Origin of the sequence: Micrococcus sp. HMSC31B01, assembly GCF_001816085.1 — a bacterium.
In the GTDB taxonomy this organism is placed as follows: Bacteria; Actinomycetota; Actinomycetes; order Actinomycetales; family Micrococcaceae; genus Micrococcus; species Micrococcus luteus.
In genome coordinates, this window is the sequence record NZ_KV825435.1 from 1 (window position 1) to 2442 (window position 2442).

Genomic DNA, 2442 nt, shown 5'->3' on the forward strand with positions numbered 1-2442 from the left:
GGCCAGCAGCCCCGGCATGGGCACGCGGGTCTCGGCCCCGCGGGGCAGCCGTCCGGCGGCGACGAACGCGGCCATCCGCTCCGGCGCTCCGGCGGGCACCGACTGGAACCAGCCGGTCGCCTCGACGACGCGACGCCCGTCCGCGTCCTCGAGCCACGCGCGGGCCACGCCACCGCCGGCATCCCAGGCCAGCGGGCGGGTCCAGCACTCCAGCAGCGGGCCGTCGTCCCCGGCCTTGACGGCCTCCGCGTCGAAGGCGGGCAGCGGGCCGAGCACGTTGACCTGCAGCTCGGTGGTGACCACGGTCTCGATGTCCCGTGCCGCGTGGTGCACGGCCACCGCGGTGGCGTTGTCCATGATCACGGTGGCCGCCGCGCCGGTGGGCCGGCCGTCCAGGTCGAGGCACCACGGGCCGACCTCGAACGCGGCCGGGTTGAGGGCGCCGTCCCGCTCGGTCATCAGCGCGTGGCGGCGGATGCCGAACAGCTGTTCCGTGCGGCCGGAGGGGTGGGAGCGGGGGCCGGTGGGCGAGTCCGCGGTGGGGCTGGTGGTGGTCTGCACGGGGAGCACGCTAGCCCACGGCCCGGCGGCGACACGGCTAATCATTGGATGTCCTATTATCATGGTGATGACAGTCACACCCTGTCGCCGCCCGCGGTGTCACCCCCGCACCACCCCGTCGTGGACCGCCCGCGCGGCCGGCCCGAGCCCCAGGAGGACGAACCCATGTTCCCCATCACCGACGACCAGAAGGCCCTGGTCGACGCCGTCCGCGACTTCGCCGAGCAGCGCGTCGCCCCGCACGCCCTCGACTGGGACGCCGAGTAGCATTTCCCGGTGGACGTCCTCGCCGAGGCCGGCGAGCTCGGCCTGGGCGGCATCTACGTGGGGGAGGAGCACGGCGGCACCGGCCTGGAGCGCACGGACGCGATCCTGATCTTCGAGGAGCTCGCGAAGGCGGACCCGGCCTTCGCCGCCTACATCTCCATCCACAACATGGTGGCCTGGATGATCGACTCCTTCGGCAGCGACGAGCAGCGCGCCCGCTGGATCCCCGATCTCGTGGGCATGGCGCACCTGGCCAGCTACTGCCTGACCGAGCCCGGCGCCGGCTCGGACGCGGCCGCGCTGAAGACCCGCGCCGTCCGCGACGGCGACCACTACGTCCTCAACGGCGTCAAGCAGTTCATCTCCGGCGCCGGCGCGTCCGACTGCTACGTGGTGATGTGCCGCACCGCGGACACGGGCGCCCGGGGGATCTCCGCCGTCGTGGTCCACAAGGACACCCCCGGCCTGTCCTTCGGCCCCAACGAGAAGAAGATGGGCTGGCACACCCAGCCCACGCGCCAGGTGATCTTCGAGGACGTCCGCGTGCCCGTGGCCGACCGCCTCGGCGAGGAGGGCGACGGCTTCCGCATCGCCATGAAGGGCCTCAACGGCGGCCGCCTGAACATCGGCGCCTGCTCGATCGGCGGCGGCCTGGCCGCCCTGGACAAGGCCACCCGCTACCTCAAGGAGCGCAGCGCGTTCGGCGAGCCGCTCACCACCAAGCAGGCCCTCGTCTTCGAGCTGGCGGACATGTCCGTGAAGCTGGAGACCGCCCACACGATGCTCATGCGCGCCGCGGACGCCCTGGACCGCAACGACCCGGACACCGTGCGCCTGTGCGCCATGGCCAAGCTCGTGGCCACCGAGTCCGGCTACGAGGCCGCCGACACCGCCCTGCAGCTGCACGGCGGCTACGGCTACCTGCACGAGTACGGCGTGGAGAAGCTCGTCCGGGACCTGCGCGTCCACCGGATCCTCGAGGGCTCCAACGAGATCATGCGCATGATCGTGGGTCGCGGCCTGATCGGCTGACGCCGGGGGGCCCGCACGGTCGCCCCCACAGCACGGCGCCCCGCGGTCACCACACGTGACCACGGGGCGCCGTCCGTCGGGGCGGGCTCAGCCGAGCTGCAGCGGGTCCACCCCGGTCACGGGCTCGAAGTGCCCAGCCACGTCCTCGGCCGAGACGTCCTCGAGCCGGGCCGGACTCCACGCCGGATCCTTGTCCTTGTCCACGAGCAGCGCACGGATGCCCTCGGCCATGTCCGGCTCGCGCATCAGGTGGGTGCCGATCGTGAACTCCTGACGCAGCGCGTCGGCCACGGTCAGGTCCGCCCCGCGTGCGGCCAGCCGGCGCTGGGCCTCGTGGGCCACGGCGACGGCGGTCGGGGACTTGGTGCGGATGGCCTCGGCGGCCTGCCCCGCGGCCTCGGCATGCTCCCCGCCCGCGGCGGCGCGCTCGTCCAGGGCGGCGAGGACCTCGGCGGCCGACTCCCGGCCGTAGGCGTCCTCGATCCACTCCCGGCCGGCCACCAGCGCGGACGCGGGCCGTGCGTCCTCGGCCACCGCGAACCGGGCCAGCACCTCGTCGGCGGCGGCGAAGGCGGCCTCGTC

Annotated in this window: 1 protein-coding gene and 2 pseudogenes; 1 reads left to right on the forward strand and 2 read right to left on the reverse strand. The window is 73.8% G+C overall.

Going from position 1 to position 2442, the window contains the following annotated elements; translation table 11 throughout:
• Positions 1 to 561, reverse strand: a pseudogene (locus tag HMPREF3105_RS11945) (hypothetical protein); the annotation flags it as partial.
• Positions 562 to 726: 165 nt separating this feature from the next.
• Between HMPREF3105_RS11945 and HMPREF3105_RS11950 the strand changes: the two are divergent.
• A pseudogene (locus tag HMPREF3105_RS11950) lies at positions 727 to 1860 on the forward strand (acyl-CoA dehydrogenase family protein).
• An 87-nt stretch (positions 1861 to 1947) separates the two neighbouring features.
• Here HMPREF3105_RS11950 and HMPREF3105_RS11955 read toward each other — a convergent pair.
• Positions 1948 to 2442: enoyl-CoA hydratase/isomerase family protein (locus HMPREF3105_RS11955; protein WP_141762539.1), on the reverse strand; the 495-nt coding region annotated here is incomplete at its 5' end.